At 49.4% G+C, this 25860-nt stretch carries 21 protein-coding genes; 18 read left to right on the top strand and 3 right to left on the bottom strand.

The features are described 5' to 3' along the window. Positions 1-22 precede the first annotated feature (22 nt). The 6 genes from AC3RCI_RS19950 (at position 23) to glsA (ending at position 6766) form a co-directional block, all read left to right on the top strand. Positions 23-310, top strand: coding sequence for a stage VI sporulation protein F (locus AC3RCI_RS19950; protein WP_095359342.1), 288 nt, complete (start codon positions 23-25; stop codon positions 308-310). Between the two features lie 780 nt (positions 311-1090). Next, complete coding sequence (locus AC3RCI_RS19945; RefSeq protein ID WP_492471524.1) at positions 1091-2758, top strand: LytS/YhcK type 5TM receptor domain-containing protein; 1668 nt, start codon at positions 1091-1093, stop codon at positions 2756-2758. A gap of 7 nt (positions 2759-2765) precedes the next feature. Further along, positions 2766-3557, top strand: coding sequence for a LytR/AlgR family response regulator transcription factor (locus AC3RCI_RS19940; protein ID WP_127537878.1), 792 nt, complete (start codon positions 2766-2768; stop codon positions 3555-3557). A gap of 159 nt (positions 3558-3716) precedes the next feature. Next, a complete protein-coding gene (locus AC3RCI_RS19935) occupies positions 3717-5009 on the top strand; it encodes an L-lactate MFS transporter (protein WP_492526082.1) in 1293 nt (430 codons plus the stop codon). A 218-nt stretch (positions 5010-5227) separates the two neighbouring features. Further along, a complete protein-coding gene (locus AC3RCI_RS19930) occupies positions 5228-5710 on the top strand; it encodes a GNAT family N-acetyltransferase (RefSeq protein ID WP_336780649.1) in 483 nt (160 codons plus the stop codon). A gap of 114 nt (positions 5711-5824) precedes the next feature. Beyond that, the gene (gene glsA, locus AC3RCI_RS19925; RefSeq protein WP_492526080.1) at positions 5825-6766 is read left to right on the top strand and encodes a glutaminase A; all 942 of its coding nucleotides are present in this window, start codon (positions 5825-5827) and stop codon (positions 6764-6766) included. A gap of 253 nt (positions 6767-7019) precedes the next feature. Here the strand turns inward: glsA and AC3RCI_RS19920 are convergent, their stop codons facing one another. Together AC3RCI_RS19920 and AC3RCI_RS19915 are read right to left on the bottom strand one after the other, a co-directional pair. Continuing rightward, the gene (locus tag AC3RCI_RS19920) at positions 7020-7361 is read right to left on the bottom strand and encodes a YolD-like family protein (protein ID WP_426642591.1); all 342 of its coding nucleotides are present in this window, start codon (positions 7359-7361) and stop codon (positions 7020-7022) included. Beyond that, positions 7358-8602, bottom strand: a complete 1245-nt coding sequence (locus AC3RCI_RS19915) for a DNA polymerase IV (RefSeq protein ID WP_492526078.1) — start codon at positions 8600-8602, stop codon at positions 7358-7360. Before AC3RCI_RS19915 ends, AC3RCI_RS19920 begins: the two co-directional genes overlap by 4 nt. Before the next feature lie 865 nt (positions 8603-9467). On the opposite strand from AC3RCI_RS19915, the gene AC3RCI_RS19910 reads away from it, so the two are divergent. The 6 genes from AC3RCI_RS19910 (at position 9468) to AC3RCI_RS19885 (ending at position 17625) form a co-directional block, all read left to right on the top strand. After that, positions 9468-11693 (top strand): hypothetical protein, encoded by a 2226-nt coding sequence (locus AC3RCI_RS19910; protein ID WP_492526076.1) that lies wholly within the window; start codon positions 9468-9470, stop codon positions 11691-11693. 26 nt (positions 11694-11719) lie between these two features. Next, positions 11720-12928 (top strand): HEAT repeat domain-containing protein, encoded by a 1209-nt coding sequence (locus tag AC3RCI_RS19905; RefSeq protein WP_336780654.1) that lies wholly within the window; start codon positions 11720-11722, stop codon positions 12926-12928. A 22-nt stretch (positions 12929-12950) separates the two neighbouring features. Continuing rightward, entirely contained in the window at positions 12951-14348 is a 1398-nt protein-coding gene (locus AC3RCI_RS19900; RefSeq protein WP_336780838.1) for a glycosyltransferase family 2 protein, read from the top strand. A 107-nt stretch (positions 14349-14455) separates the two neighbouring features. Further along, positions 14456-15262 carry a response regulator transcription factor gene (locus AC3RCI_RS19895; protein ID WP_336780655.1) on the top strand — a complete coding sequence of 269 codons (807 nt, stop codon included), beginning with the start codon at positions 14456-14458 and terminating at the stop codon, positions 15260-15262. 63 nt (positions 15263-15325) lie between these two features. Beyond that, positions 15326-16693 (top strand): nucleotide sugar dehydrogenase, encoded by a 1368-nt coding sequence (locus AC3RCI_RS19890; protein ID WP_127537886.1) that lies wholly within the window; start codon positions 15326-15328, stop codon positions 16691-16693. 26 nt (positions 16694-16719) lie between these two features. Next, on the top strand, positions 16720-17625 hold the full coding sequence (locus tag AC3RCI_RS19885; protein ID WP_261780023.1) for a hypothetical protein: 906 nt from the start codon (positions 16720-16722) through the stop codon (positions 17623-17625). 102 nt (positions 17626-17727) lie between these two features. Here AC3RCI_RS19885 and AC3RCI_RS19880 read toward each other — a convergent pair whose 3' ends face one another. Next, the gene (locus AC3RCI_RS19880; protein ID WP_336780656.1) at positions 17728-18600 is read right to left on the bottom strand and encodes a helix-turn-helix transcriptional regulator; all 873 of its coding nucleotides are present in this window, start codon (positions 18598-18600) and stop codon (positions 17728-17730) included. Positions 18601-19101: 501 nt separating this feature from the next. On the opposite strand from AC3RCI_RS19880, the gene AC3RCI_RS19875 reads away from it, so the two are divergent. The 6 genes from AC3RCI_RS19875 (at position 19102) to AC3RCI_RS19850 (ending at position 25796) form a co-directional block, all read left to right on the top strand. Continuing rightward, a complete protein-coding gene (locus AC3RCI_RS19875) occupies positions 19102-20304 on the top strand; it encodes an LLM class flavin-dependent oxidoreductase (protein ID WP_492471531.1) in 1203 nt (400 codons plus the stop codon). Positions 20305-20348: 44 nt separating this feature from the next. Then, entirely contained in the window at positions 20349-21623 is a 1275-nt protein-coding gene (locus tag AC3RCI_RS19870) for an ABC transporter substrate-binding protein (protein ID WP_492526074.1), read from the top strand. Between the two features lie 3 nt (positions 21624-21626). Beyond that, a complete protein-coding gene (locus AC3RCI_RS19865; RefSeq protein WP_174818694.1) occupies positions 21627-22499 on the top strand; it encodes a carbohydrate ABC transporter permease in 873 nt (290 codons plus the stop codon). A gap of 40 nt (positions 22500-22539) precedes the next feature. Beyond that, complete coding sequence (locus AC3RCI_RS19860) at positions 22540-23355, top strand: carbohydrate ABC transporter permease (RefSeq protein WP_127537890.1); 816 nt, start codon at positions 22540-22542, stop codon at positions 23353-23355. Between the two features lie 112 nt (positions 23356-23467). Then, on the top strand, positions 23468-24685 hold the full coding sequence (locus AC3RCI_RS19855) for an MFS transporter (protein WP_154895454.1): 1218 nt from the start codon (positions 23468-23470) through the stop codon (positions 24683-24685). A gap of 523 nt (positions 24686-25208) precedes the next feature. Further along, on the top strand, positions 25209-25796 hold the full coding sequence (locus AC3RCI_RS19850) for a cell wall hydrolase (RefSeq protein WP_419719998.1): 588 nt from the start codon (positions 25209-25211) through the stop codon (positions 25794-25796). Positions 25797-25860: the final 64 nt, after the last annotated feature.

The following is a 25860-nucleotide window of genomic DNA, read 5'->3' as shown; positions in this document are numbered from 1 at the left end:
TTTTTGGGAGGTGCTGTACGTTTTGGGTTACCAACAATATGGAATCAGTCCGCAGCTGGTGGAGCGGATCAAATTAAAGATGAAGAATCCTGCTGTCAAAGATCGCATCAAAAAGCTGATTGACGGAATTACGAAGTCTGACCTTCAGGACCGGGCCAAGGTTAGAAGATTGGTCAAGTCATCTGCTGTTATCTTGAATGAAAACTTCTCGTCAGCTCAGGAGGAGCAGTTCGTTGCCTTCGTCATCGCCCAGAAGATTGATCCCAACAATACGTTTCATTTGATTAAGCTGTGGGGGATGTTTCGGTGAGGTCGCTGTAGGTTGAGGATAATAAAATGCATGCAGGACAGTACACGTGACCGCTACGATTGCAGTACCATCTTCCGATCGCTGTTATTCCCGGATTTTTTTGAACGCCCTTTTTGAATGGGGAAATCCGGGAATAAAGGCGAGCGCTTTGCTTCTCCAGATTGGTTCTGCACTCTCCGCTACTGTGTTATCCAATATTCCTTTTATAAAAACTCAACGTACATCGAGGGTGTAGGTTGGTTAAAGGGCGGGGCAGCCCATAAGTCAGGAAATTGACTTATGGGCTGCCTTTTTTGATGGTAGGCATCAGACCAATCGTCCGTGATGCATCTTAAGGACATGTTTCAACGAAAAGCTAAAATAGTTGTAACGAACTGAGCGTACGATATCCGGGTAAATTCTTCGGGTTCGGTGTCGTCACGAGTCGTAGAGCTGTTATATCGTCTTTTCGCGGAGGTTAATAGCAGTTTTTTACTTATATAGCGTGGCATAGGTTCGTTAGATTTTTCATTCCATACTAATTCTCATAATAAGGTGTAACGGATTCCTTAAAGTCTGTCTGAATGGAGCAAAAGACTCTCCACTGCATCCTTTTACATCTCATTTCCACCTGATGACTTTGCTTTCTCCTTGGCAGAGCGGTAAACTGGTGCATACGAGCAAAAAGGATGAACGCAAAATGAGCATTCATAGGATCATGTAAAAGGGAAAACCGGAGATGCAATAACAAAGCATAAGGCATATTGCTGATTTTTGATGGATTTGGAGGAAGCGGGCTTCATGGAAATGTTTACGATGCTGCTGGGTTTATTTGAGCGGGCGGCGCTGCTAATTATCTTTTTATTCTTTTTATCGAGGGTACCTCGTTTTAGACAGATTTTGCAGAAGGGGAAACTAAGGCCGCAGGAATATGTGGCCGTGACGCTGCTATTCTGTGCTTTTGCGATCTTTGGTACCTATACCGGGATCAATGTTGAAGGTTCACTGGTGAATGTGCGGATTATCGCTATTTTGTCGGGTGGCATTTTGTTTGGAGCACCTGTAGGGATTATTACGGGGATCGTATCGGGAGTGCATCGGTATTTGATTGATATGGATGGGATTACGGCCATCCCGTGTCTCATAACGAGTATCATTGCCGGTCTGGTGTCGGGTTACATTCATAAATACACACCCAAGTCGAAGCGGTGGATGATTGGTATTGCGGCCGGGATGATCTGTGAAGCACTTACGATGCTGCTAATTCTGCTATATTCCTATCCGGACCCGCTCGGTGCGGACATTGTATCCAAGATTGCATTGCCCATGATTCTGGGTGAGGTCAATATTGGACTGATCGTACTGCTGGTGCAGAGTGTGGAAGGGGAAAAGGAAATGATCGCAGCACGCCAGGCCAAACTGGCCTTGGAAATTGCGAACAAAACGCTGCCTTACTTCCGCTCCATTGATGAGGATTCCCTGCGGACCATCTGTCGCATTATTCAGGAGGATATCCAGGCTGACGCTGTTGCCATTACGGATACTCGCAATGTACTGGCCTATGTCGGGTTCGGGGAAGAACGATATCACATTGGCAATGAGATTATTAGCGAGATGACGAAGCAGACGATCTCCAGCGGAGAGATTACGATCAGTAATGATGTGACGGATGAGAAAACACCGGATATTCATTCCCTGCTAATTATTCCGCTCAAGGAGCGGAGCGAGGTCACGGGAGCCCTGAAGATTTATTACCGTAAAGCTTATAAAATTACGTATCCGCTGCAAACCATGGCTGTGGGACTATCCCAGATTATTTCCACTCAGATGGAAGTTTCTCGGGTCGAAGAGATTAAGGCAGCCGCCAACAAAGCGGAACTGCGGGCATTGCAGACGACCATTCATCCTCATTTTCTCTTCAATGCGCTGAACGCGATTGCTTCTTCGATTCGAACGAAGCCTGACCGGGCACGGGAGCTGATTGTAAATCTGTCGGGATATATGCGCTATAATCTGGAGCTGTCGGATGAGCTGATCGATATCCATAAGGAGCTGGAGCAGGTCCGCAATTATGTGGAGATTGAGAAAGCCCGTTATGGCAGCAGGCTTAACGTGATCTATGAGATTGATGAAGTGGCGGTGCATATTCCAAGTCTGGTTATTCAGCCACTTGTTGAAAATGCCATCATTCATGGTGTCCTCAAGGTCAAAGGTCCTGGAACAGTGCGGATTCGGGTACAGGATTACCCTGATTTTGTACGAATAGGAGTTAGTGACACCGGTGCTGGTATCAACCCCGATATCATTGAGAAGGTCTATCATGACCGAATGCCGGGGAATCAGATTGGTCTATATAATGTTCATCGACGGGTGAAGCTCATTTATGGACAAGGTGTAACCATTACGCGGCTGAAGCAAGGAACTGATATTATTTTTGACGTACCCAAAGGAGATGTCGTGACAAGGTGATTGGTCTATGAGAGCCCTTATCGTGGAAGATGAAATTCCTGCAAGTGAAGAATTGAATTATTTGATTCAGGAACATAGTGAGATTGAAGTAGTTGCCTGCCTGGAAGATGGACTGGATGTACTAAAATTTCTGCAGGAGCAGGAAGTGGACGTTATTTTTCTCGATATTAACATTCCATCCCTGGACGGCATGATGCTGGCCCATCATATCGGGAAGTTCGCCAGTAAGCCTTATATCGTCTTTACGACTGCGTACAAGGAGCATGCAGCAGAAGCATTCGAGCTGGAAGCCTTTGACTACATTCTGAAGCCTTATGATGAGAAACGAATTGCAGCCATGCTGCTCAAGCTGGAGAATGCCTTCAAACGTGATCATGCGGGAGAGGGATTGGTTGAACACGGGCAGGCTCAAGTGACGGATGACACTTCCGTACAAGGATCACCGCCAAAAGCATCTGTCGCCGGAAGTGGAATACGAATTAATCTGCTGCGAAACGATAACATTATCGTAACGGATACAGCCGACATTTATTATGCGGAAGCACAAGAGAAAGTAACGAAGGTGTATACCAAAAATGGTGAGTTTACGATGCCAGTGAGCATTTCGGATTTTCATGGCCGACTGCCTCAGGAGTCCTTTTTCCGCTGTCACCGTTCTTACCTGGTCAATCTGTCTCAAATTCGTGAGATTGTACCCTGGTTTAACAATACCTATCTGCTCCGTCTGCGCGATCTGGAAGCGGAAGTGCCGGTTAGCCGGGGCAAGGTCAAGGAATTCAGGCAGCTCATGCGCATATAGAGGCATTTCATTCCGTTTCTGATGCAACTCATGCTTAAATCGGTGTTATGAATCCCCTTTCATGTATGATTAGCTTGTGAACGCATTCAAAGCAGCATTGTCATTCACCAAATGTTGGACAATGTGCTCAGACATGACATCGGCAAAGGGGAGATCACGATGAAAGCAGCTATTTCATCAGCACCTAATTCAGCATCGACATCCATAAAAATGAATCGTTGGCTTATTGTACTTGGAACAATTATTGTACAAATGGGCCTTGGAACCATCTACACCTGGAGTTTATTTAATCAACCGCTGTCTGACCGTTTCGGATGGGACGTCAGCTCGGTCGCGATAACTTTTTCGATCACGAGTTTTGCACTCGCATTTGCTACGCTGTTTGCAGGCCGATTGCAGGAACGGTGGGGACTTCAGCGTCTGATCCGTGTTGCAGGGATTGTTCTTGGTCTGGGACTGGTGCTCAGTTCTCAGGTTACTTCATTAACACTGCTCTACATTTTGGCAGGATTCGTGGTTGGCTTCGCAGACGGGACCGCATACATCACGTCGTTATCCAACTTGATCAAATGGTTCCCCGAACGCAAAGGTCTCATCTCGGGTATTTCCGTTGGTGCTTTTGGTACAGGCAGTCTGTTGTTTAAATATGTGAACTCGGCATTGATTGGTGCTGTAGGACCTGCTCAGGCATTTATGTATTGGGGTATCATCGTCCTGGTCCTGATTGTGGCCGGATCTTTCCTGATTCGTGAAGCCGTTGTTCGTGAACAGGCTCCCGTTAGCAAGACTGAAGGGGCGAAGCAGGAAGAAGTTATTCGTCATCAGTACACGGTAAAAGAAATGCTTCGCACCAAAGAAGCGTATATGCTCTTCATTATTTTCTTCACGGCTTGTATGAGCGGCTTGTATCTGATCGGTATTGTCAAAGACATCGGCGTACAGCTGGCAGGTCTTGACGTGGCTACCGCTGCGAATGCTGTAGCAATGGTTGCGATCTTCAATACAGCAGGGCGTATCATTCTGGGGGCCTTGTCGGACAAAGTAGGCCGGATGAAAGTCATTGCCGGGGCACTGCTGGTTACAGCAGTTGCCGTCATGATACTAAGCCTCGTTCCGCTGACCTATGGTGTGTTCTTCGCCTGCGTGGCTGCAGTAGCGTTCTGTTTCGGTGGTAACATTACCGTATTTCCGGCGATTGTCGCGGATTACTTCGGACTGAAAAATCAGAGCAAAAACTATGGCGTCATCTATCAGGGATTTGGCATCGGAGCCTTGGCTGGATCCTTCATCAGTGCCCTGCTGGGCGGATTCCATCTGACGTTTATCGTTATTGCCATCCTCTGTGCTGTTTCCCTGCTGCTTGCCTTGATGATTACACCTCCGGGTCAAAATCGTCGTACACGTCAGCATGAAGGCCCAATGAGTCTCAAACCTTCATCCCGGGCAAGTTGAGTGAATTCGAACTAGAATATCGTTATAATTTAATGTTTCTATATTAAGTAAATGAATGGCGGTCTCTGCGGAGGCCGCTTTTTTCAATAGGGTTAGGGGAACACAACTGGTTGGTAGTAGATCGCTTGGAGGTAGCGTGCATTGTATCCTTTGCTTCTGCTATACTCTAGGTGAATTAAAGGACGACAACATCTGTTCGGAGCTGGAGGAGGATTTCGATGAACTTCGTTAAATATGCTGAACCCGATTTTTCAGACTATTATGCTTTGGTTTCCAATATGGAAGTCATGAAACAGATTACGGAACGAACTCTCCCGGAGGAGGAGGCGAAGACCCAATTCCGGTCCATGCTAGATTATAATCTGAGCTCCAGTTGCGGATATTACCGGGTATCAGGTGCAGATGGAGCTGGGCTCGCTTACGCCAAACTCATTCCGGATGAATCCGATTCGTCCCGAGCGGAGATGGGCTATATGGTTTTGCCTGAATACTGGGGCCAAGGTCATGGCACGTCCATTGCGTCGCGTCTCATTTTAAAAGCACAGGCGGCGGGAATTGGTGTGCTCTACGCGATCATTGACCCATCCAACGTGGCATCCCGTCGAATATTAACCAGACAGAACTTTGTATCCACATGGACAGGCGATATGGAAGGACTCCCCGGCGAGATTCTGGAATTAAACCTTAGGGTACGTCGGTAACCGATCAAGCCAGAAGGGTAATGATATATACACATTCTGCTTATACCTGGCATGGAGCTCATACCCGGCCGGGAATAATGCAGGATGCTGCACAGAGATATGGAGGGGATGGAGATGAGCAATACGGTAATGGAGCGTCTCAACGAATTGCTGCCGGAATGGCTGGAGACCAGTCGTTTGCATACAGGGCAGGGAAAGGTCGCTTCCTATATCCCGGAGCTGGTCAAGGCTTCACAGGATGAGCTGGGTATACATATTATGGACGCCGAAGGCAATCATGTGTCTGCCGGAGATTGCGGTGTACCCTTTACGATGCAGAGCATCTCCAAAGTGTTCACACTAATTCTGGCCCTGATGGATCATGGGGAAGAAGCGGTTTTCTTTAATGTAGGAAAAGAACCTACGGGTGACGATTACAATTCGATGATCAAGCTTGAACTGGTTGAACCGGGTATCCCTTTTAACCCGCTGATCAATGCAGGAGCCATAACGGTGTCCTCCCTGGTCGCGGGAGACTGCAAGGAAGAGAAGTCACGGCGAATTCTGGAGTTTTTCCGCAAGCTCGCGAATAATGATCAGCTGGACTATAACGAAGAGGTCTTCCGGTCCGAATCGGAGACAGGTCACTTGAACCGTTCGCTGGCTTACTTTTTGAAGCATAATGGTGTGATCAAGGAAGATGTGGAAGATGTGCTCTGTGTCTATTTCCGACACTGTTCGATCGAGGTGACTTGTGCGGATCTGGCGCGGATGGCTCTGGTGCTTGCTCATGATGGCACAGATCCGATTACCGGAAATGAACTCATTCCACGCCGTTATGTACAGATTGCCAAAACCTTCATGACGACCTGCGGTATGTATAACGCATCGGGCGAATTTGCCATTGAAGTCGGGCTGCCTGCCAAGAGCGGAGTATCCGGCGGAATTATCACCCTTGTTCCTGGCCAATTTGGCATTGGTCTTGTAGGACCAGCTCTGAATCGAAAAGGGAACAGCATTGCGGGTGTGCATTTGCTGGAACGCCTTTCCAAGGAATTTGACTGGAGTCTTTTCTAAAGATTTCCCCATATACCCACCAAAATGGCCGATGAATCATATATCGGTCATTTTGCTTCTTTTGGACGAAGTCGATTCCAGTAAAAATGGGTGTTGGGTTGCCTCGTAAAGCCATATTGGAAGTGTAGGAAAAGGGTCCTGCATGCATGAATTCGGCTGCATCTATTGCGGAATATTCGCTAATGAGAGTTGGCAAAGTGAATAGTTCCTATTGCCGATATAAGATGGAACGTGGATTTTGCTTTCTTCTGGGTCATTCATTCGCCAGTGTCACATTGGTAATCAGATTCATCTGAACGTCCCGGGTCCCGTTAGATGTCAACAGCCTTAGAGTTCGTACAGTAGGGTCCAGCTTCAGTACCTGTCCAGTAAACCGGATATCGTCATGTTCATGGAACAGGGTTATGGTCACCGCATCTCCAAGCATCATTGAATTGCTGAGCAAACGGGACATTTCTTCCGCTGCCTGAGCATCCAGTGATGGACGGGTCCGGGGAGCAAGCTGTTCCTGATGAAGAATGTAAGCTTCCCGGTGCTCGGGAAGCATCATGCGCGAAGACTCAAAGAGTCCGTTTTGCTGCAGTTTTTTACTCATTTGTAATGACCTCCAATTTTATGGGAACGGTCCTGTGCCTGTGCAGACGAGCAGAGCGAGGAAGCCCGCATGATGGCGGTGTCTCCGAACTTGCGCTTGATGTCATCTGTGGCACGTTCCAGTTCTCTTTTGCGTTCACGATCATCGAACCAGGACAGCTGTACTTCGGAATCAGGCACCAGCCCGGTCAGTGAGATGTTGATGCGGCGGATGGGTAATCCGTCCCAATGACGAAGGAAGAGCGCCGCGGCCGCATCATAGACTTCATCCGTAATGTTGGTTGGCTCGTTCACCTTCATCTGGCGCGAGAAGCCAGTTGGGCGGTCGTAATCCTGCCCGCGGCATCCCACGGAGACCACGTTACCCATCAGTGATTTATCCCGGGAGCGTCGACAGACGAGCTCTGCCAGCTCAAGCAGGATAACCTTGATCTCTTCCCAGGACTCATAATCTCTGGGAAGCGTCATCTGTTGTCCAATGCCCTGCTGCTGATGTGTGTATGTCCCGGGTTTCACGGGTGAATCGTCCAAACCGCGAGCAATGCGCCATATTACTTCACCATTAACTCCCCAGCGTTCCCTCAGTCTGGTCAGAGGCGTCTGTGCCAAATCACCAATGGTGTGAATACCCATGTTATAGAGATGTTTCCCCATCCGTGAACCGACCATGAACATCTCCCGGACAGGTTTGGTCCAGATTGTTTTCACCATGTCCTTACGATTCAGTACACAGATGCCTCCGGGGACTTTTTTGGCATATAAGTCACAGGCCATTTTGCTCACCACTTTGGTATCACTGATGCCAATCCGAATATACACGCCCGTCTCCTCCATGACCCTGGATTGAATGCTGCGGGCAATCGTCTCCGGGCTGCCGAACAGCTCCAGGCTTCCGGTGACATCGAGAAACTGCTCATCAATACTGTAGGGCTCAACAAGGTCAGTGTAGGACTGAAGAATCCGGGTGATGTGAAGCGATACGCGAATGTATTCCGCCATCCGGGGGCGAACAACGACAACGTCCGGACATTTGGCGAGGGCTTCACCCAGTCGCTCAGCCGTCGTAATTCCATAAGATTTGGCAATAGGGCAGGCCGCAAGGATGATGCCGGAACGGCGCGCTGGATCTCCCGCTACGACAAGGGGACGGTCTTTGTATTCGGGATGTGCCGATTTCTCCACACTGGCATAAAATGACTGGCAGTCTGCGAGCATAATGACGCGTCCATCTTTGCGGGACATAACAGGTCTCTCCTTTATTCCATGATTCGGCTGTTCACGAACAGACAGAGCTATTCAGCCGTATGTTTTTTTACAGTTTATTTACATTTTGGAACGTGTGTTCCTGTTTTATAAGCATATCCCGAATGCTCTAAAGCGGCAACCGGAATTTTTTTGCAAATTGGACACAATTATGGAATCCAAATAATAGAGTCAGAATTTAGGAAATAAGATGTGCTTTTTTACATTTGATGTAAGAGATTCGTGACTTCAGGGTGATGACCTGGTGTTCATTTCGTTTTTTGTAAAAGTAATATAAATGGGCACAGTCCTATAAGGGGGGACTGATGTCCTTTTTTGCTTTTCTGCACTTTTCAGAAAACCTTGTCAGGCCGCGGGTTTTCACTGATACGTTATCGGACTATAGTATCAATTTTGTAATCTTTATGGTTAATACTGTAAAAACGTCCGCAACTTTAACATATTACTTGCGTTTAAAGGGGTAAGTGTTCAAGCAGAAACAGCTGCTGCATACCGCGTTGCATATAACTTTAACGGGTAGAGAACTGCAACAGGTTAGAGAGTTCAGAACGTGGTTTTCTTAATGTCAAAATGGCATTCGTGAAGAAGAGAAGCTAGGCAAACTTTTCATGCTAGTTCATGGCCGTTTTTACGAATTATGGGCAGAATGTTGCATTCCACGTTTGCTTCCATCAGCCTAGTTACAAATGCAGAGTATTGGCGCTATAGTGAGAACACACCGCTGGCATCTCTACCCGGAGCGGACATCCAAGCAGTATGAATGGCTGCATGTCTGTTAGCTTTAATTTCAGATTCAGACCAAAACAGGCAGGATGCATAATAGAGAGGTGAGCAATCAGGAGCCATGAGCAGACGAAGAAGAAAGCGCTGGATGTTGACGATGTTGACGGGAGCGGTTGTACTGACCGGTGGAATATTGGCCGGTTGGCACTACATGCAGCCCCAGCTCGTTACCTACACAGCCGAGAATGGCACGGAGATGAAATTCAAGACCGAGGGAGACCGGTTCATGGAATACGGGCCCGATGGAACATGGAGGGAGATGTTCGTTAAGGGCGTCAACCTGGGTGCAACTTCGCCGGGATATTATCCGGGAGAATTTCCCCTGACCGAAGAGGATTACCTAAGGTGGTTCCAGCAGATTCAGGAGATGGGGGCCAATGTCATACGGGTATATACGGTCCACGAACCGATTTTTTACTCAGCATTGGTCGATTATAACCGAGGCCGGGAGCAGCCGTTATATTTTATACAGGGTATATGGTCGCCGGAAGAAGAGTTGATTGAGAAGCAGGACGCTTTTGCTGATCACATTGAACAGACGTTCAAGCAGGAGATTGAAAAAGCGGTAACCGCGGTATATGGGGATGCGGATATTCCCGAAAAGGCTGGAGCCTCCAGCGGCAAGTACAAGAAGAATGCCGGTAAATATCTGATGGCCTGGCATGTTGGCACAGAGTGGGATCCCACGATGGTAGACAACACGAATGAAAAACATCCCGATGTTCCGCAATACAAGGGCGTTCATTTTTCCGGGACTGCAGATGCTTCGCCTTTCGAGAACTGGTTAGCCGAGCTGCTGGACTACACAGCCGTTCTGGAGAAGAAGTATGGATGGGAACATCCGATGACGTTCACCAATTGGGTGACAACCGATGTGCTGGAACACCCAGGCGAACCATTGTACGAGGAGGACCTCGTCAGTGTGGATGCCCGGCATATTCAGCCGGAGGAATGGCAGGGAGGATATTTTGCAGCATACCATGTGTATCCCTACTATCCGGATTTATTCCATACGGACAAGACCCTTCAAACGATCAAGGATGCAAACGGCGAGTACAACACGTACAAAAGCTATCTACGCAAGCTAAAAGCCGAGTATTCCGATATGCCTGTGATGGTAACGGAGTATGGTGTACCTTCTTCCCTTGGGATTTCTCATCTAGGCATGGGAGGAAGGGATCAGGGCGGACATAATGAGGCTGAACAAGGAGCCATTGACGCTTCACTGACTCAGGATATCTATGACGAAGGGTATGCGGGAGCGATTCTGTTCATGTGGCAGGATGAATGGTTCAAGAAAACCTGGAACACGATGCCTTTTGAAATCCCTGCTGATCGGCGGGCCTACTGGCTAAACGTGCTGACCAACGAGAAAATGTTCGGTCTGCTCGCCATGGACCCCGGCAAACAGGAACAGCTGACCATCGATGGGAAACTGGATGACTGGGCTGCACTGAACGAAAAAGAAGTTACGGTATGGCAGGGAAAGGTGGACGGCATTAAGGAAATGAAGCTGACCCACGACGAGGCCTACCTGTACATTGGGATGACGCTGGACCAGCCGTTTGATCCAGATCAAACGGTGCTCCGCATAGGCACGGATACACTGGCAGGCGGCAATCAGCCTGGCGAGCGGCTTCCGGAACGAACGCTAAGTGACGGTCTCGAAACGGTCATCACGCTGGGACAGGATGATGAATCCCAGGTTGAGATCGCCAAGGACTATGATTTTAACCAGCGTCTGTACGGCAAGGAAGGATACGATATGCTGCCGGACAAGCACGCTGATGCCGCTGATCCCTTCCATCCATGGAATTTGGCAGTCAGTCTGAGGATGACGCCGCCGGATACCCGGTCCGCTCATCCGTTTATGAATGAGAAGGTAGGAATCCTGAAGCGGGGAACAACGGCTCCCGGACAGTCCGACACGGATTCATTGACGACCTGGCAGTATGACGGCAATCAAGTGGAGATGCGAGTTCCTTGGATGCTGCTTGGGTTTGGTGACCCAAGTTCACTGCAAGTGATCGATTATGGACCCCTGCAGGAAGGACGGACGTTTAAGACGGTGACGACCGAAGGGATAACGCTGATTCCATGGTTAATGGATCGATCGACGGGCAACGTAGCCTGGCCTGCAGGTGATCAGACGACGTTGGATTTGACAACCTTGCCTGTTTATAGCTGGCAGCCGTGGGAACAGGTGAAATACAGTGAACGACTGAAGCTGAGTTACGAAGAAATGAAGAAAGTCTTTGAACAAATTCCAAGTTCTCAGATGAATTAAGTGAGTATAAAGGAGGACCTTTTCACATGTTTTCGAGTTTGGCTTTGGCCTATCTATTTTTATACATCTGTATAGCGCTCGTCGCTCTGGGTGTGATCCTGCTGTTTGCCATGAAAGTGTCCCATAACGGCAAACGGCGCAAGATTGAATTCTACAAACAAAAGCAGCGGGATTACTTCACGTATCTGCAAACGGCACTGACTGAAGGCCGTCCGCTGCGATTGCCTCCCGGCAAGCTGGCTCCGGTTGAACGACAGGTGATTCAGAGCAAGCTTATTGAGTGGATTGATCAATTCAAAGGGGAGTACCGGGACAAATTGATTGCACTCTGTCGCGAAGCAGGATTCGTAGAGCATGATCTGAAAGAACTGGGCCGTCTGCGTTATGGTCGGCAGATCGATGCAGCTTACCGATTGGGCGGCATGCGCTGTCCAGAAGCCGTTCCGGGCCTAATGGAGTTGCTCAAGGATGAGAAGCCTGGGCCCATGGCATTCGTGATTGGACGTTCCATTGCGAGAAGCACAACCCGTCAGGGTGAATTGAAGGACATGCTTGAAGTGTTATTGACCAAAGGGAAGTCGATTCATCATCTAGCTGCGGACATTTTGCTTGAGACCAGTCTGGATACGAGCAGACTTCTGATTGAGCTGCTGGAAGACCGCAATCCTGATTTTGTAAAGGTTGGACTTGTTGCCATGTGGGGACAGGCTGTACCTGAAGTCATGCCGGCACTCGACCGGTTGGTCGGTGCAGAGCATCAGGATGTACGGGCGGAAGCGGTGAAGCTGTATCTGAGTGCAAGTCCGGCACTTCAGGATGAGACGATTCTCAAGCTGATGAAGGATGCTGATCCGGAAGTACGGGCAGAAGTGGTTCAGGCGCTTGGTTCGAAGCATGCGGCAGGCAGCATTCCACTGCTGCGTAAGGCGCTCCGTGACGAAGACTGGAGAGTGCGCTATACGAGTGCAGAGAGCTTGAGCATGCTGGGCGAACCCGGATTCGAAGCGTTATGTCAGGCAGCGGTGCAAGGTACCGGTGTTGAGCGCGAGATTGCCATGCAGCAAATTGAGAGCACGATGAAGCAATCCGGAGCCGATCACAAAGCGGTGGACCAGATGATTGTGCATAACAAGAGAAGACTGCTTTATGACCAATATTTTGCCCCTGTACCGGGTAACCGAACAACGAAGAGACGCACCAGTGTGGCTGCGGTAGGAGGGGATTACACTGCTTAGGGATCTATTATTGATTTATGGCATGGTAGCCATCTACTATGTCGTTGCTGTAAATGCGCTGTATTTTTCCATTCTGGCGCTATCATTCCGTAACATCTGGACCATTTTCAGACGGTCCCATTATTCCAAATACAACACATTGTCAGGATCGGAGCTGGTGCCTTCAGTATCCCTGCTGGTGCCTGCTTACAATGAAGAATTGACGATTATTGAAAATGTGAACTGTCTGATGACACTGAATTACCCAACGTATGAAGTCATCGTGGTGAATGACGGTTCCAGTGACAGTACGTTGAAAGTGCTGCTGAAGGAATACCGTCTGAAACCCGTAACGGATACCAAGATGCGCGGCAAAATTCCTTGTCAAACCATACGCGGGATATACCACAATCCGGAATTCCCCGATCTGTATGTAATCGACAAGGAAAATGGGGGAAAGGCAGACTCGCTGAATGCGGGAATTAACCTGTCCCACTATCCGCTGATTTCTTCCATTGATGCTGATTCTTTGTTGGAAAAGGATGCCTTGATTCGCATGGCACGCATGTATATGGAGAATCCCGAAGAGACGGTGGCGATTGGCGGAGATGTTCGCATAGCGAATGGATGCAAAATCGAGAACGGAGCTGTACAGGATGTCTCCCTGCCGCGCAAAATGTGGCCGATGTTCCAATCCATTGAGTATCTCAAAGCCTTTCTGGGCGGACGGATTGGCTGGAGCCACATGAATGGACTGATCATCGTGTCGGGTGCCTTCGGTATGTTCCGCAAAGATGCTGTCATTGCCGTTGGCGGATACCGGGACGGATATCCCGGAGAAGACATGAACATTATCATCAAGCTTCATCGCTATATGCTGGAAAATAAATTGAAATACCGTGTAGCCTTTTGTCCTGAAGCTGTTTGCTGGACACAGGCGCCGGATTCCTACCGCATCTTGTCCAGTCAGCGCAAGCGCTGGGGACGCGGTAACCTGAAGAACATGCTGGAGAACCGCGGCATGCTGTTCAACCCGAAATATAAGGTGATGGGCATGCTGACCATGCCATACAACGTCATTTTTGAAGCGCTCAACCCTTATTTCCGGATTACCGGTCTGATCGCTCTTGCTGGTTATGTGCTGCTCGATATGACGCAGTGGCCGATTCTTGTTCTGTTCGGATTGCTGAACTTCGTGAGCGGTTATCTGCTGAGCGTAGGGGCATTGATTCTGGAAGAAATTGCGTTCCGGAGATACAACAAGCTGTCGGATCTGGTCAAAATGCTGGTTTACTCCGCTTTAAAATTTGTAGGCTATCACCAGCTTGGCGTGCTGTGGAGATTGCAGGGACATATTCAGTTCATGCAAAACAACAATTCATGGGGAACCATGACACGTCAGAGTTGGTCCGAGGAAGAAAAGGGAACCGAAGCTGCCTGATTCGTATCTGCATCGAATGGTGCTGGCTATAAGCAGCATTGAATTTTCACGAATGGCAATACAGCAGCAACAGAATAGATAACCAAGGGAGAAGGGTGGAAAAGAACATGCCTAATACGGCAACATTGCAGCGTGAAGCTGCCGTTAATGTGTACCGAAGTGTAGAACAGGGATTGAAGGATACGGGTGCCGGAACTTGCGGCTTAATGTTCATCCATTGCGGAGGTGTACAGGCCCAGCCGGAGCAGCAGGTCAGGAACTATCTGGAGCAAACGAGTGAGTTCGCCTTCCAGCTATGGACGGATGGGGCAACCCAGACGCTTGCGGTCCTGCTGCCCGGTTTGACGCTGAACGAAGTCCACTATGAAGGGCTTCGCATCAAGCATGAGCTGCAGGAGACGGTTCCTGGAGCCGAGCCGCAGATTACGCTGGCGAGCTTCAAGGATAGTGAGCGTCCTTCTCAGGCGACGATTCAGCACATGGCTGAATCCGCGAAGCTGGTTGACCCGTCGGAGATTCATATCTATACGCTGGACAAGACGGCGGACGAGCCGGGCAGAATTTTGATCGTGGATAACGACCCCACGGTTCGTGAGTTCCTCCAGCTGCGCCTAAAAATGCAAGGCTATGAGACGTATGAAGCTGTAGATGGGCTTGCTGCACTTGAATTGATTGAGAAGGTGTCACCTGATCTGGTGCTGACTGAACTCAATCTGTATGGCATTGACGGCCTGCCGTTCATTCACCATATTCAGAACCTGGATGTCGAGCAGCCGCCGAAGATTGTTGTGCTGACCGAGCAGCGTGTCGAACAGACGATCAGCCAATGCTTCCGCAGCGGTGTGGACGATTATATGACCAAACCTTTCTCCCCTGTGGAGCTGGATGCACGTATTCGTCGCTGCCTGCACTAATAAGATGATCAACCGAAACGGAATTACGGAACTTTACAAATACATTAACCTGGAGGGAATATCATGGAGAATCAACAATTCCATACTTTACTGAATGCCATTGAAAACAAAGAAGCGGTGCTCGGCGTGGTCGGGCTCGGTTACGTAGGACTTCCACTTGCCGTGGAAATGGTGAATCAAGGCTTTACGGTAATCGGTATTGACCTGGATGCGTCCAAGGTCGACAGTATCTATAATGGGGATTCCTATATTCACGATATCTCGTCCGAGGAATTGAAAAAAGTGATGCAAACAGGCCGCTTCCAGCCTACAACGGATTACAGCATGCTGCGCGTCATTGATGCCTTGAGCATCTGCGTGCCAACACCGCTCAGTGAGAACCAGGATCCGGATACATCCTACATTGAGACTGTAGTGGATCAGATCAAACTGCACATGAAACCGGGCATGCTGATTACACTGGAGAGCACAACCTACCCGGGTACAACAGAAGAACTGATTCAGCAAAAGCTGGACAAAATCGGCCATGAAGCCGGCAAGGATTATTTCCTTTGCTTCTCGCCTGAACGTGTGGACCCGTCCAACGGAAGATTTACCACGTACAATACGCCGAAAGTTATCGGCGGGACAACGGAAGCTTGTCTGAAACTTGGTACGGCACTGTATAGCAAGTATGTACAAACGGTTGTACCTGTATCTTCACCAAAAGTGGCGGAGATGTCCAAACTGCTGGAGAATACGTTCCGCAGCGTAAACATTGCGTTTGTAAATGAAATGGCGATGATGTGTGACCGCATGGGCATCGACATCTGGGAAGTCATTGATGCAGCGGCGACGAAGCCTTTTGGATTCATGCCGTTCTACCCAGGCCCAGGCATCGGAGGCCACTGCATTCCGCTTGACCCGATGTATCTGTCCTGGAAAGCGAAAGGGTTCCGCTTCTACAGCAAATTTATCGAGCTGGCACAATCGACCAATGACAACATGCCGTACTATGTGCTGAACAAAACATCAACGATTTTGAACGAATACGCGAAATCTGTTCGGAACTCTAACATCCTGCTGCTCGGCATGTCGTACAAGCCGAATATTGCAGACCTGCGTGAGTCACCGGGACTCGAAGTATATGAACTGTTCAAGGAAAGCGGAGCGAATGTCAGCTACTTCGATCCATATGCCGATTCCTTCCGTGACAAGCATGACGATACGGTGTACAGCGAAGCATTCAACCTGGAGCAATTCAAGAAATATGACTGCATCGTGCTGATTACCAACCACAGAGATCTGCCATACAGCGATATTGCCGATTTGGGTGTGCCAATTCTGGATACACGCAATGCGTTCCGGACCTACACACAGCCGCACATTTACAAAATTGGACACTCGGTTCAGCATCCTGTGCTGGAACCAAGTGAAGCGTTGCTCGTCTGAGAAACAACATGATTCGCTGGGGCAGGATGTCGGTGAGGACAAAATGGGCTCTGCTCGCGCTGACCTTTTGTTTGCTGCTGTTGCCCTGGCTGTTCAAATGGTTTTCGGCAGAGGAGAAAAAAGCGACCTGGCTGTGGGATGCTTCCATCATCGCAGAACAGACCCCGGATATCATCTCCTTCTCCAAAGAGCAGGGTGTTGATGTCATTTTCCTACAGATACAGGATGAGGTATCGGATGATACGTATCGCAAATTCATTGCGTCTGCCCGGCAGGCAGAGATCCAGGTACATGCCCTGAATGGTCATGCGGACTGGGCCTACAGGGACAAACAGGAAGAGGGACTCACTTTCATCGAACGCATTCGTGCATATAATGCCGCATCGGCCAAAAATGAGCGTTTCGAAGGCATTCAGCTGGATGTGGAGCCCTACCAACTGCAGCGCTGGGAGAATGAGCAGGACAGCGTCATTGCAGAGTGGAGTGACAACATGAAGGCCTGGACGAAAGCTGGTAAGGATGCAGGACTCTATATGAGTGCAGCCATACCGTTCTGGCTGGATGCCCGTCAGGCAACCGAAGGCGGAGGAACGTTCAGCAGGTGGGTCATTTCCCACTTTGATGCCGTTGCGATCATGGCTTATCGGGATAGTGGACAGCAGATGTACGACCTGTCGAAGGAAGAGCTGGATGAGGCGGATGAACTTCATAAGGACGTATGGATTGGAGCGGAGCTTGCCGATACACATGAGGGTGAGCATCTGACCTTTTTCGGAAAATCCATAAGCAATATGGATGAAGAGATCGCCAGGGTGTTTGACCTGGCCGGATCTCATTCCTCATTTACTGGAGTCGCTGTGCATCATTATGAAGCGTGGTACGCAAAGGAAAATGGACTTCCCCTGGCTCGCAAGAGTGATGAGGAGAAATAATGGACAGTATGGGAAAAGTAAGGCAGCAAAAAGGCAAGTTTCCGGTTAATGGAGACTTGCCTTTTTCTTTTTATTTGCTTTTTGCCGCGCTGGACTTGGCCATCAGCTTTTACCGTTTTCGCTTGTCCGGTACCGATTGGGCGGCAGACCCACCTGTTTTTTGAACGCTTTGGAGAAGGAGAATAAATCCGGATAACCGACCGAATGAGCTACTTCCGTCAAGGTCAAAGGGGTTTGGACGAGCAGGCGCTTGGCCTGGTCCATTTTGAGCTGCTGGATGTATTGCACCGGAGACAGCCCGTACGCTTTACGAAATTGTTTGGCAAAATGGGTTCGGTCGACCCCCGCATGAGCAGACACGCCCTCTACCGTGATCCCTCCGGCAAAATGGATATCCATGTATTCCTTCCCTTTTTGCAGCCAGGGGATAGCCGCATCCGGCTGCATTCCCTTGGCGGCAGAGGAACGAGAAACGCGATCAAACAGACCGAGAAACCGTGTGAGGCGTCCCAGGTCACTTGCTCCCCCCTGAGGTCTGCGAACTTCCTCCATAAAAGCACGCATTCCACTAGCCGTCTCCGGAGTCAGTATACCGGAACGATGAGGAGCATCTGGCGTAAGTCCAAGCCGCGAGAGAAGTTCGGTTGCATGGGTACCATCAAAGGCGATAAAGATCTTCTGGAGCGGCTCCTTGGGATCAGTCCAATACTCATGGGTCACATGCGGAAACAGACAGAATGCATCCCGGGCTCTGAGGGGATACTCTTGTCCGTTCTGTATAAATGTACCCTCTCCCTCGAGGACAAACAGCAGGTAATGATAAGGTGTTGTGCGAGGGCCGATATGATAATTGTTCTTGGCGATATTGCGTCCGATTCGTATAGGCCAGGCTCCACCAGCCTTCTCGAATTCGGACGGAGTAAAAAAAATAATATCCAAAAACTCGTGGTGGTCCTCCTTCATGCTCTCCGTCATCAGGAACACCTCTTTAACATAAGTTTAATTTTCAATATCTATCTGTGAGTTAATATAATATAACCTATTATACAGGTGGGTTTTGTATATATTCAAGAACAGGATGACTTATTCCTGTAAGATGACCACAAAATGACAAAATAAAGTTGTCGTAAAATGACATTGATCACAGACAAATCAATTGATATGATGACCATACCTATTAAACCAAGTTAATTAATCGGCATTAGAATACTTCTTACAAATTACAATTTGAAAATAAGGTGCAATCTTAAAATCAGTTTTTGATAAGTGCAAAAGTAGTGGAGGGGACGAAATCGATTCTGGAGAAGTGTAACGCTCGCCTTTATCCCGGAATTTTCCCCTTGAGAAAGGGATGCAAAAAAATCCGGGGATAACAGCGATCGGAAGAACGATTCGTTACCGGAACGGCTACTTCGCAGCTGTTAGTTTTATTTTTGAAATGGGACTTTATTTATCAACAGAGAGGAATGACCTTATATGAGTGAACACGAAGAACTGAAATTCGGATGGTTTTTGCCAACGGCTGGAGACGGAAAATATGTTGGGGTCGCCCCGGAACGGGAACCGAGCCTGGATTATTTGATACAGGTAGCACAAACGGCCGAAACGGCAGGATTTGAATTCGTATTGATTCCGACCGGTGGGGCATGTCTGGATGCTTGGGTCGTCGGTTCGGCAGTAATGAGTCACACTCAAACACTTCGTCCTCTCGTGGCCATTCGACCAGGCCTGGTTACACCGGTGCTCGCCGCACGGATGGGAGCTGCACTAGATCAACTCTCTGGCGGACGTGCCATGATTAATGTCGTGACGGGCAGCTCGGTCCGAGATCTGGAGGAACTGGGAGATCCGCTGGCGCATGCCCATGACGAACGTTACGTACGGGCGAGCGAGTACATGGAAGTGATGAAGCGTTCGTGGACACAATCGACCGGACTCAACCTGACCGAGTTTGCCGGAAGTGGTTCCAAAGCGAACGCCGAAGCATCTAGCGATGATAATTCGGAGTTTAATGGTCAGTATTACAACTTTAAGGGTCCGGTAGGCATGCCGGAAACGGTCCAGAAGCCCTACCCTCCATTTTATCTGGGGGGAAGTTCACCCATTGCCAAAAGAGTGGCTGTAGAGCATGCGGATACGTTCCTCATGTGGGGTGAACCGCACGACTGGATTCAGGAACAGATTGAGGAGATCGAAGTGATCCGCGAGCAGGTGAAACAGGAAACAGGACAGGATCGCCAGTTGCGTTACGGAATGCGGGCACAGGTGCTCATTCGGGATACCGAAGAAGAAGCTTGGGCAGCAGCGTGGGAGATTATTAGCAAAGTTCCCCCTGAAGCCATCGAGAAGGCGAAAGCGGCTTTTGCTCAGACAGACGCCACCAACCAGCGCAGACAGAATGAGCTCCGTGAATTGTCCGAGAAGCAGCAATTCGTTGTGGGTCCCAACTTGTGGACAGGTCTTTCCGTTGTTCGTTCGGGCGGGGCAATCCTCATCGTGGGCACGGCAGAACAGGTTGCTGAACGACTGATGGAATACGCGGATCTCGGTGTGACCACATTCATCTTGTCAGGCTATCCGCATCTGGAAGAAGCCGAAATATTCGGTGAGAAAGTAATGCCGATCATTCGCAGCAAGTGGAGTACAAGAAATGTGAAGCATCAGCTTAGCAGCAATTAATTCAATTATTACCTAATTCATCATTACTCAGGAGGTCGTCTTTCATGAGAAAAAATAAAAAATTGATCCTTCCCCTGGTCAGTATGCTGGTCATGTCCTTGCTGCTGTCCGCTTGTGGAGGCGGGGATAACTCTGCAGCAGGCGATAACGGTGCCTCCGGTTCAGGCAAAGTCACCATCAGCTTCATGCACTGGCGTGGTGAAGATGCTGAAGCGCTGAACAAGACCATTGACGCGTTTGAAAAGGAAAATCCGAACATTCATGTGGAGATGCAGACGCTCCCATCAGATCAGTATCAATCCACCGTTCAATCCAAAATCAGTGATGGTTCGGTAGGGGATGTATTTGCCTCCTTCCCGGGTGCACAGTTCGATGCTTTTACCAAAGCCGGATTGTTCACGGACCTGACAGGGTCATCTTTTCTCTCTGCCTATAACTCCAAGCTGATTGAGGCAGGCCAGCAGGATGGCAAGCAATATGCCATTCCGTATCAGCTCGTATACAACGATCCAATTTATAATGTGAAGCTGTTTGAAAAATACGGTCTGACACCGCCGAAGGACTGGGACAGTTTCCTGGCGCTCTGCCAGACACTGAAAGACAACGGAATTATCCCGATTGCCTTTGCCGGAGCGGACATTGGTCCAGGGCAGTTCATGAACACCATGGTGATGAATAATGCACCAAGTGACGACATTTTTACCAAGGTGGAAGCAGGCGAGGCGAAACTGACAGATGAGTTCTGGGTGAAAACACTCACGCAGATTAAGGAGCTGAACGATAAAGGCTACTTCCAGCAGGATGCACTGGGTACCAAGGACCCGGCGGCCGGAGCGTTGTTCATTCAGGAGAAGGCAGCCATGCTTGCAAGTGGTTCCTATCAGCTCGCTCAGAACAAGCTGCAAAATCCGAATTTGGAGCAAAAGCTGCTTGCACCTATTACCGTAAGTGCAGATCAGGCAAAGTATGAAGGGGTTCATACCACGACGTTCATGCTTGCGGTAAACAGCAAGTCCAAACATCCGGAAGAAGCGAAGAAATTTATCGAGTTTCTGAGCAAACCCGAAGTGGCTGGAGCGTATGCCAACCAGACGGGTCAGAACGTAACCGTAAATGACGTGAAGTATGATTCTGCAGAACTCCAGGTTGCAGGGGAGTGGGCAAACAAAAAGACCGTGTTCCAGCCACGGTTCACCATTCTGAACGGAGATAATCAGAAGGCAGTCACCAACTCCATTCAGGCCGTGCTTAGCGGGACTTCCCCTGAAGAAGCTGCGCAGCAGGCACAAGCGATCATCGAACAGCATATCGGGAAATAAGTCATGAAGAATCGTATTCAGCTATCCCTGTTTCTGTTACCCGGGTTGCTGCTGTACGTGGGACTGTTCGTATTTCCTACATTGACGGGGCTGTTCTACTCCTTTACGGATTGGGACGGGGTATCCCCGTCGTATGCGTTTGTAGGGCTGGATAATTATAAGGACAGTCTCAGCAGCATCGTCTTTCGCAAGGCTTTTGGCAATAACGTTGAATTCATGCTCACAGTGGTTATTGCCCAAACCTTTATTTCACTTGTGCTGGCATTACTGCTCGTCCGAAACACCAAAACGCGGATTGTACTTCGCGCCCTGTATTTTCTCCCGGCCATTTTGTCCTCCGTATCGGTTGGGTTGATCTGGGCTTTCATGTATGATCCATCCATTGGATTGATCAACTATGGGTTAAACGGGGCAGGTATGGAGAGTCTTGCACGCAACTGGATCGGTGATCCCAAAATTGCAATCTACTCCATTGCAGCCGTGCAGGTCTGGGCTCATGCCGGGCAAATGATGATTGTGTTTATCGCTGGACTGCAAGGTATTCCGGCTGAACTGTATGAGGCCGCCCGAATGGACGGTGGCAGCAAATGGCAGGTATTCCGTACGGTGACCTGGCCGCTGCTTGCCCCTTCGGCTACGATCGTGGTTGCCTATACAACGATCCAATCGTTTAAGGCATTTGATCTTATTTTCACCATGACGGACGGAGGCCCGAACTACGCAACTGAAATTTTGACGACGTATATCTATCATACCGCCTTTGGCAGCTATTCATTTGGCCTCGCTTCTGCGGGTTCGATGATCTTCCTGGTTCTGCTGGCCTTGCTGACGTTTGTGCAGTTCAAGGCACTGCGTGCCGACCGGGTAAGCTATTGATGCCGGAACGTGCTCACACAAGAGGCAGAAGGGAGTTCACATGTTTCTTAAATGGTTCAATCGCCTGATATTGTTGGTGTACGCGCTGCTGATTATCGTGCCGCTGTACTTCGTATTTGTATCCTCATTCAAAACAAGCAGCAACTTCTTTACCAGTCCATTCAGCTGGCCTGATCCGTTTACATGGGATAACGTTACGGGCATGTTTCGCAATCAGCCAATGTGGCAATATTTCGGAAACAGTCTTGTCGTGACACTGGGGACGGTGGTGATTGAGCTGCTGCTGAGCAGCATGATTGCCTACGCCATTGTTCGCTGGGGCGGAAGCGTGGGTAAGATTGTGTTTGGCCTGTTTGTGGCTGGGCTTATTGTTCCTTCCCAGGTCAGCATGCTGCCGATCTACTCCCTTACACGTACGCTGGGCTGGTCTGACAGTCTGACGGGCCTGATCGTTGTATCGGCCGCGATGCTGATGCCTGTCTCCGTATTCATGCTGACGGGTTTCATGCGCATGCTGAATGCCGAAATTCTGGAGGCGGGCAGCATGGATGGGGCAAGCGAGTGGCGCCTATACACACGGATTGCGCTGCCGCTGGCTGCGCCTTCACTTGCGGCAACGGCTACGTTCCTGCTGGTCATGGTTTGGAATGATCTGCTTATTCCGATGCTCATGCTCAGCAGCAAGTCCAAATTGACGTTACCGCTGGCACTTATGCAGTTCCGCGGGGAGTACGTGACGAACTATCCGATGATGCTGACTGGAGTACTGGTGACGGCCATTCCGATGATTGTGCTGTTCATTTTGCTCCAGCGTTATTTTGTTGCAGGTCTGACAGCGGGTTCACTCAAGGGGTGAGCTATTGGAAGGTGACGTGGAGGAGAGCGTATTTTTCATTGATTTCTGGATCATTCTGCATAATAATGGTTTAGTGTCAGAATGACTACATAGAGATCAAGGAGCTATCGTTATGACTAAACTGGAAGTGTTGCGGAATCCCAAGCAGCGCAAGCTGCTGTTTAGTGCCGGGATGAGCTGGCTGTTTGATGCAATGGAGGTCGGCATGATTTCCTTCATCGTGGCAGCTCTTGCCAAGGAATGGAGCCTCAGTCCCGGACAAGTCGGTGTGCTGACCAGTATCAACTCCATCGGTATGGCGCTGGGTGCATTGCTTGCGGGTGCACTCGCTGACCGTTTTGGCCGTAAGGCCATTTTGATGTGGACCCTGTTAATCTTCACCATTGCGAGCGGTTTGTCTGCACTGGCGACCGGCTTTGCCGTACTGTGCGTACTGCGCCTGATTGCTGGAATTGGGCTTGGTGGCGAGCTGCCTGTAGCCTCCACACTGGTATCAGAATCCATGCCAACAGCAGAACGCGGCCGTGCCGTCGTGCTGCTGGAGAGCTTCTGGGCTGGAGGCTGGATTGTATCGGCACTCATTGCCAACTTTGTGATTCCTGAATACGGCTGGAGAATTGCATTTGCGATTGGTGCCGTTCCGGCATTCTACGCGCTGTATCTGCGCCGTGTCATTCAGGACCCGCCGCGTTACAAGCAAAACAAGACCATCCGGAAGACGACGTTCCGGGAGAAAGTGGCTGCAGTATGGTCTGCTCCGCATCGCCGGACAACCATCATGCTCTGGATCTTGTGGTTTACGGTAATTTTCTCCTACTATGGCATGTTCCTGTGGCTGCCTTCCGTCGTGATGGCCAAAGGCTTCACTCTGGTCAAAAGCTTTCAGTACGTGCTGATTATGACCTTGGCACAGCTCCCAGGTTACTTTACAGCGGCTTATTTTATCGAGCGGTACGGACGTAAATTCGTCCTGGTTGTTTATCTTACACTGACGGCAGTGAGCGCGATTGCTTTTGGTTTGGCAACAACCGAAGCGGCGATTCTCACCGCAGGCATCTGCCTTTCTTTCTTCAATCTGGGGGCGTGGGGTGGTCTGTACGCGTATAGTCCGGAACTATATCCAGATTCGGTTCGTTCGACAGGTGTGGGTCTTGCCACATCGGTGGGCCGCATTGGGGGCGTACTTGCTCCATTGATGGTCGGCATGCTGGTTCAGCGTGAGGTGGCCATCAGCCTGATTTTCACGATTTTCTTCGTGACGATCCTGATTGGCGCAGCGGCTGTACTGTTCCTCGGCCGGGAAACGAAGGGTCAGGAACTGGCAGAGTAGATGTAAATAAATTCAAGCGCAACTTTTGTGCGGGTCTGCCTGCCTACGGAAATGGAGGCTGGACAAGCGGCATAAGGTTGATACAAGAAGAGGCAGAGCCCTGATATGACCATGGGCTCATGCCTCTTTTTGCTATATTCAAGGCCCTGTTTTTCATGCTCCATCGGTCCGATAGACGGCACTTTGGCGATATCCTATAATGACACTCGGGATGTCCATAAGGGAGGGTTCAGGGGAAGATATGGAGTCTGGACTCAGAATAATGGAGGTTAATTGAATCATGAAAAACGATAATAAAATGGATCAAACGAATAAAATGGCTAAAAAGCATAATGTGAGTGGAACGAAAAGTGCCAATGAACTGATCAGGGCCTATAGGTTAGAATTAAGCAAAATTGCTGGCAGCATGGAACCGATCACCGTGAGTCGGGCAGTAACTCATCGGAGGGGGAAAAAGGCTGGCAAAAGAGCAGGACGAGTCAGTGTACTACTCAGTGCCTTTGCGATTGCTCTTGGCCTCACGATGGCAGCTCCGTCTGCGGGAGCCCAGAAGCTGGAGCAGGGCGTTCAAAGTGAGCATGTGCTGCAATTGCAGGAGCAATTGCGGGATCTGGGTTACTTCAAAGCCGGATTGACCGGATATTACGGTTCCATTACCAAAAGCGCTGTACGCAAATTTCAGCAGGCTCAGGGCCTGAGTGCGGATGGGATTGCAGGCCCGGCGACACTGAATAGGCTGAATAAAAAGGTTAAAGCCGAAGGTGAGACGCTGCGCCAGTTGGCGAAGCTAATTCACGGGGAGGCGCGCGGGGAATCCTTTGAAGGACAGGTTGCTGTAGGGGCGGTCGTCTTGAATCGGGTGCAATCCAATGCATTTCCGTCATCCATTCCGCAGGTGATTTTCCAGAAAGGACAGTTCACTGCAATTGATGATGGTCAGTTCAATACAAAGCCGACGGCTACTTCTTATAAGGCAGCGCGTAAAGCTTTGAATGGTGCTGATCCGACGAATGGTGCGCTCTATTATTACAATCCGAAGATTGCAACTTCGCTATGGAGCAAAAGCAGGCCGACACTCCTGACGATTGGGCAGCATGATTTTACGAGATGAGACAGGTTGAGGCAGTAGATAGAGCAAATACATTTTTTTAATAACAACAAGGAACCCCAGCTGT

This window comes from Paenibacillus sp. MT124 (assembly GCF_058792755.1).
This window is presented reverse-complemented; position numbering and strand designations above follow the sequence as displayed.